The sequence below is a fragment of the Dietzia sp. B19 genome, from assembly GCF_014145155.1.
Taxonomy (GTDB): Bacteria; Actinomycetota; Actinomycetes; order Mycobacteriales; family Mycobacteriaceae; genus Dietzia; species Dietzia natronolimnaea.
In genome coordinates, this window is sequence record NZ_JAALED010000245.1 from 1 (window position 1) to 5,650 (window position 5,650).

General features: G+C 68.0%; 6 protein-coding genes and 1 pseudogene. 5 read left to right on the plus strand and 2 right to left on the minus strand.

The genetic code is table 11. The features are described 5' to 3' along the window. Positions 1 to 355: pseudogene (locus tag G6020_RS07945) on the plus strand (hypothetical protein); the annotation flags it as partial. Continuing rightward, positions 355 to 576 (plus strand): hypothetical protein, encoded by a 222-nt coding sequence (locus tag G6020_RS07950; protein ID WP_182610257.1) that lies wholly within the window; start codon positions 355 to 357, stop codon positions 574 to 576. The pseudogene G6020_RS07945 and the gene G6020_RS07950, both read left to right, overlap by 1 nt. A gap of 167 nt (positions 577 to 743) precedes the next feature. On the opposite strand, the gene G6020_RS07955 is transcribed toward G6020_RS07950, so the two are convergent. Beyond that, positions 744 to 2,453, minus strand: a complete 1,710-nt coding sequence (locus G6020_RS07955; protein WP_194306032.1) for a WXG100 family type VII secretion target — start codon at positions 2,451 to 2,453, stop codon at positions 744 to 746. A 200-nt stretch (positions 2,454 to 2,653) separates the two neighbouring features. Next, the gene (locus G6020_RS07960; RefSeq protein WP_241732622.1) at positions 2,654 to 3,205 is read right to left on the minus strand and encodes a DUF3558 family protein; all 552 of its coding nucleotides are present in this window, start codon (positions 3,203 to 3,205) and stop codon (positions 2,654 to 2,656) included. 190 nt (positions 3,206 to 3,395) lie between these two features. Between G6020_RS07960 and G6020_RS07965 the strand changes: the two genes are divergently transcribed. From G6020_RS07965 to G6020_RS07975, 3 genes are all read left to right on the plus strand, one after another. Next, a complete protein-coding gene (locus G6020_RS07965) occupies positions 3,396 to 4,397 on the plus strand; it encodes a hypothetical protein (RefSeq protein ID WP_182610260.1) in 1,002 nt (333 codons plus the stop codon). Between the two features lie 12 nt (positions 4,398 to 4,409). Next, entirely contained in the window at positions 4,410 to 4,658 is a 249-nt protein-coding gene (locus G6020_RS07970) for a hypothetical protein (RefSeq protein WP_179523373.1), read from the plus strand. A gap of 77 nt (positions 4,659 to 4,735) precedes the next feature. Beyond that, on the plus strand, positions 4,736 to 5,650 hold a 915-nt coding region (locus G6020_RS07975; protein WP_182610261.1), incomplete at its 3' end, for a DUF222 domain-containing protein.

Sequence of the window (5,650 nt, forward strand, 5' to 3'; positions counted from 1 at the left end):
CGCCGGACTGCTTCGGCGAGCCGGCCGGCTCGCCGGGCCCGCGGGCGGGGGGTTCACGGTGTATCAGGGGGTCGAGGGGTACGTCAGCGGCGAGACCTCTGCTACCGAGGCTGCTGCGGAAACTGCCGGCGCCCTCGGTGGCGGGTTGGCTGGCGGGGCGATGGCGGGAGCTGCCGCGGGGTCGTTCCTCGGGCCTGTAGGCACGTTCGTCGGGGCCGGGATCGGAGCCGGGGTCGGCGCGTGGGTCGGCGAGGAGGCCGTGGACAGGGTCTACGACGCGGTGGTGCGCAGGGATCCCGCGGACACAGCGGACCGCAGCAACCTAGACGACGAGACGGGAGAGGGTGGAAACTGATGACCCGGGACGACCACTGGAGCACTGGAAGCGACCGCGATCCGACGAACGACGAGGTGCCGCTTTCCCGGTGGGGAGACATCAAGCAGCGAATGATCACCAGTTGGCGACGCGACGACTTCGGACGGCACAGTGTGTGCTGGAGCATCATTGTCATCATCGGGGTCCTCGGATACGAGCTGGTCATGCGCATCTGTGAGGCGTGGGGTTTCGCCGGATGAGCGGTCCTCTCCACTCCTGAGCCGAGGGGGGTCGTCGCTGTTGAGCCGCCCCTGCCAGCCCGATCCCGACAATCGTCGGGGAGTCAGCGCATCTGGGCCCTGCTACCTGTGATCGGAGTTGCCCGGGCACTGGCGCCGCCCAGGCCCGGCACTACTCGGCTCCGGCGCTACTCTGGCTCGGCGCGACTCCCGGTGAGCTTTCGGCCAATCACCTGGGGCGAATAGGCCTCCTGCGGCTCCGCTAGCTGGTTACCCAGTTCACCTTGCATCAGAGGCTTCCGCCCCAGAACCGCGGGGGCGACCTTGACCGGCTCCCCGATGATCTCCGAGGTGTTGGTGGCGTTGGTCAGGTATCCGGCCGGCGTATGACCGCGCCGGCCGTCGTTCTGTCCGGTGCCCGGCGCGCCCATCATGCCCATCGGCATCATCCCTGCCCGGCTGGCCTGGGAACCACCATTTGACGACGACGAGAAAGCCCCCGCGGGTGTTCCCGCAGCTCCCGGGCCTGCCGACATGCCGCCAGCCCCCGGCGCTCCTGAAGTCGGTCCGCCCATCCCGAGACCGCCCGGGGCTCCGAATCCTGCCAGTGTTCCTGCGCCACCCATCCTGGCTGCTCCGGCTCCTGCTCCCGCACCCCCGGCGCCTCCGCCGAGCATTCCGGCAGCGGTACCGAAGCCGCGATCACGCTGGGATCCGTTGCGGATCCCCCGCGCTCTCGCGGCGCCCCCGCCTGCTCCTATCGGCTGCCCGTTCGCTCCCGTGATCGGTGCGAACGGGGTGGCAGCCGCATGGGTCGAGGCGTTGACGCCGGCTGCCTGTGTTCCGCCCGCGTTCGCACCGCCCGCAGCTGTCTGTCCGGTGGCGGCGGCCACCGCTCCCCCGTCGTCGACCGCGCCGTTCCGCGAGGTCAGAAGCGCTTGCTCGGTGGGGGCGTCGGTTGCGGCGGGCAGGCTCGTCGTCGTCCCCGTGCCAGCACCTGCGCCGACCGCGGGGACTCCGGCCGGATTCCCTCCTCCCCCGGCGGCGGCGAGGGCGGCTTGGCCGGGTGCGGCCGGACCAGCGGGTCGGACGACCCCGTCCACGTTCCAGGCCGAGACCAGGTCGAGTCCACTCGCGCCACCCAACGCCGACGTCGAGACGACGCGATACGGGCTGGGGATATCCAGGTCGGCGAGGTTGGCGTCCATCACGGCGGGGCTGTAGACGGTGTTGACGATCGCTCGTGCCTGCTCTTCGGCGGCGTCCTGGGCTGCGGCCATCGCGGCAGCGGATTCGAGGGTCGGAGGGCCGTGGACGTAGCCGAAGCCCGGGGTGTTGACCTGGGCGGCCTGGAGGGTTGCGGACTCCTCGCCGATCCGCGACTTGGTGGTGCTGAAACCGTCCTCGGCGGTGCTCGCCTTGGTGGCCACCACTTCGAGGACCGTGGCCAGTCTGTCTACCGATTCGGTGAATGATCCCACCGAGGCGCTGGCCTGGTTAGCGAACGCACCCTGCCACTGGCTGCCCAGTGCGTTGCCCAGGCCGCTGCGCAGGTTGGCCGCCGCCGTGTGGAGGCTTGTCGCGACGGTGCTGACCCGATCCCGCACCTGCTGGAACTGCGCCGGATCCAGAGCCTGTGCCCCGGAGACCATCTTCGCCAGCGGGGCGCCCGATACCTCCTCGGGTCCCACTCGGTCATACCCGTGCAGCGTGCTGGTCCCGTCGGCTGAATCGAGAATCGCGGTCGTCGATCCAAGCGAACCCAACAACCCCAAACTCTGCAACCCGGCCGGCTCCTGCGCCGCCTTCCCCAGCGCCGCTGCGACCGCCTCGTCCTGCGCCTCGATCAACCCGCCGGCGGCGGCGAAGAGCATGGCCATGGCCTTCGCCTGATCCACATAGCCGTTAAGCAAGGTTCGCAGGTCTTCTCCCACGAATAGCGAATACACGGTGCCGATTTGCCGGGCGGTGTCGAAGGCGCCGAGCGATGAACCCTGACCGGCAATCATCCCCCCAGTAAGGTCCTGGGTCACTTCGTTGATAAAGTCGCCGCAGCGACTAACGCACAATTCAGCGACTCCCGGTTCAAGATGGACGGTCACTGAATGTCTCCTTCGGGAACAAAGTCGATAAGTGGGAGTATCGCCTGATCGATAACCTCACACGCCTTCGAAAGGCTATCGCCTTTAAATTCATTGAGGCCCGTAACTAGGTCTAACCGCATCCAAACAGCGCCACGAGAGGTGAAGAATAGCTGAACGCAAGAACTATTAAACAGGTCTCCCTGATCAGAGAGTCGAAGACCAGTTCTTCCGCTAACGCGCGCTTGGGCGTTCTCTACATTGAATGCATTATCGGCAAGGTAGTCATTACGAGATTTCCACGTCGCCAAGAGACTGAGTTGCGCTTCATCGTTTCCCCATCCGCAGGAGATGAGCGAACCAGGTTCGCGGTTATAGAACTTCGGTATTTCGGCCACAATCGAACCGACCCCCTGCTCCACCGCCTCGATGGGAATCTCGGCACACGGGTCGAAGAGGGCGGGCCGCTGCTCTATCGGCAGATCCCAGGGGTTGATCGTCTCCTCGGCGGCCGCTGGGCTCGTCGTCGTCGCCTGGTCGTTGTCCTGACTCACTCCGCACGCGGACATCACCGCGCAGGCCACGAGCGCGGCGGCTGGTCCTCTTAATGTCCCCACGATCTGTTTGACGCCCCGACCAACCAGATGGTTCCACCAGACTCGGGATGACTCCTCCGAAGAATCCGTTCGGCGATGGAACCGGCCGCTGACGTGCCCCGTCGTACCTGGTGACGGAACACGAGTCACAGGAGGAGATCGGGTGACCTACTCGGCGGGCGCGGTGCGGCTATGGGACCCCCGCGGCGTGACGACGGCGCGTGTGACCAGCGCCGGTCGGCTCGCCATCGCCGAGGAGGCGCGCGGGGCCCTCTCCGAGGGGCGCCACAGCCTCGCCATGGGTTGGGAGGGCGTCGCCGCTGACGCGGTGCTGGATGCCGTCGACTCCGAGCTGCGCCACATCGACGCGCTTGCCGGCCATCTCGACGACCTGGCCCAGACCCTTGAACAGGCGGGTAATGCGCTCGACCCTGCGGTACAGGTGGTTCGCGACCGGATCTCCGAAGCCCAGGCTCGCGGCCTGGTCGTCCGCGATGATTCGCTCGCGCCCGCTGCCGGCCGCGACGACATCACCCAGGCCGAGGTCGACGAGTATGCCGGGGCAATCGAAGAGGCTCTGGACGTCGTGGCCTCACTCGACCAGCACTACGGACGCGCACTCGACGAAATCGCCGCGCGCTTGCACGACGCGATCCCACCGGAGCCCAACAGGGGCCCGATCCCCGGCCCGGATGATCCTTGGCCCGGCGTCGCCGTCGACGCGCTCACCCGCGCCATGTCCGCGGGGCTCCCCAGGCGCGCCGACGAACTCGACCCCGTCACCCGCGGTCGGCATGTTCTCAACCCCGCCCCCGACGACTACGGCCGGCGGGCCAGCGCCGGACTTCGCTTCGTCGGGAAGGTCGCGGGCCCCCTGGGCACCGGGATGACGGTGTACGACGGCGTGAATCGGTTCGCCCGTGGCGAAGGAAGTGCCTTCGAGATCGCTACGGAGACCGGTGGCGCCTTGGGCGGCGGAATGGCGAGCGGGGCGCTGCTCGGAGCCAGTGGCGGCTCCTACGCCGGCCCCTACGGCGCACTCGTCGGGGCCGGCGCAGGGGCAGCGGCAGGATCCCCCATGGGCAAGAAGTTCGGCGAACTGACCTACAAATCGGTGACCGAACATCATGACCTGCTGCTCCGGCAGTACCACTACGCGATCTAGAAAGGAACCCGGATGGACCACACCGAGAACGAAAGAGAACCTGCAGACGTCGGCGAGGGGGCCGAGGCGGACACGGACATCGACCCTCAACTGCAGCGCTGGGAGGAATTGGACCGCCGGGTGGCCTATCGCAGACAGCAGCTCAAGTCCGTGATCCAACCGTCCGACGTGGTGACCCTCATCGCGGCAGTCGTGATCTTCTACCTGTCGCTGGCCTGGTTGTTCATCTCGCCGATGATCAAGGCGTTCTGGCCCTGGTAACGGCCTCCGGATCGGTCGATACGCCGCGTGAACTGCGTCGACGGACAGTGTCGTACCCGGGTGATCTAATCGAACACATGAGCGATAACGGGAACGGCGACAGCGTGGGTGGAGAGTTGCGGGCGATCCTCGCCGCACTCGATCTGCACCTACAACGCGACTGGACCGACACCTCCTCGACGCAGCTGCACGCCGAGCTCGTCGCGCTCGAACAGGCCCAACGCCGGATCCGCGCGACCCAGGCCCGGGTCATGGCCGCGGCCCGGGAATCGGGCACCGCCCGCCAGATGGGCTTCGTCAACGACCGCCAGATGCTCACCGGCGGCCTGGGTCTGGCGCCCGGGGAGGCCCGCGGACGCCTCGACGATGCCGGGATCGCCGACTCCGCTCGCATGCGCGCCAGCGGTGCCGGCACGGTCTCGGCCGGGCAGCTGAGGATCATCGGTAAGGCGCTGTCCGCGCTGTCGGATGAGTGTGACGACGAGGTGCGCGATCGCCTGGAACAGCAACTGCTCGAGGCTGCCGAGAAGTCCACCACCCGGCAATTGCAGGAGCACGCGCACCAGCTGCTCGACACCCTGGACCCGGGCCGCACCGAACGAGGTGCCGAAGAACGGGCCCGCCGCAGGTCGGTCTCATGCGGAGGCCAGGGACTGGACCTGATGGCCAGCGCCAGCATGACCATGGATCCGCAGCTGGCAGCCCTGATGCGCGAGGTGCACGCCCGCTGGGGCCAGCCCGGCCGATTGTGGCCTGACGCGGACGCGCCAGACACCCGGACCGACGGCCAGCGCATGCACGACGCGATGGTCCACGCCCTGCACCTGGCCCTGTCCGCCGACGCCCGCAAGACCGGAGCGCCGGCGGCGATCGTGGTGCGTGTCGACCTGGACCAGCTCACCACCCTTGCCGGCTGTGGCCTGACCGACGGCGGGATCCGCGTGCCCGTGCCCCAGGCGCTGGCGATGGCGCGCGGCAACCACTGGTTCCTA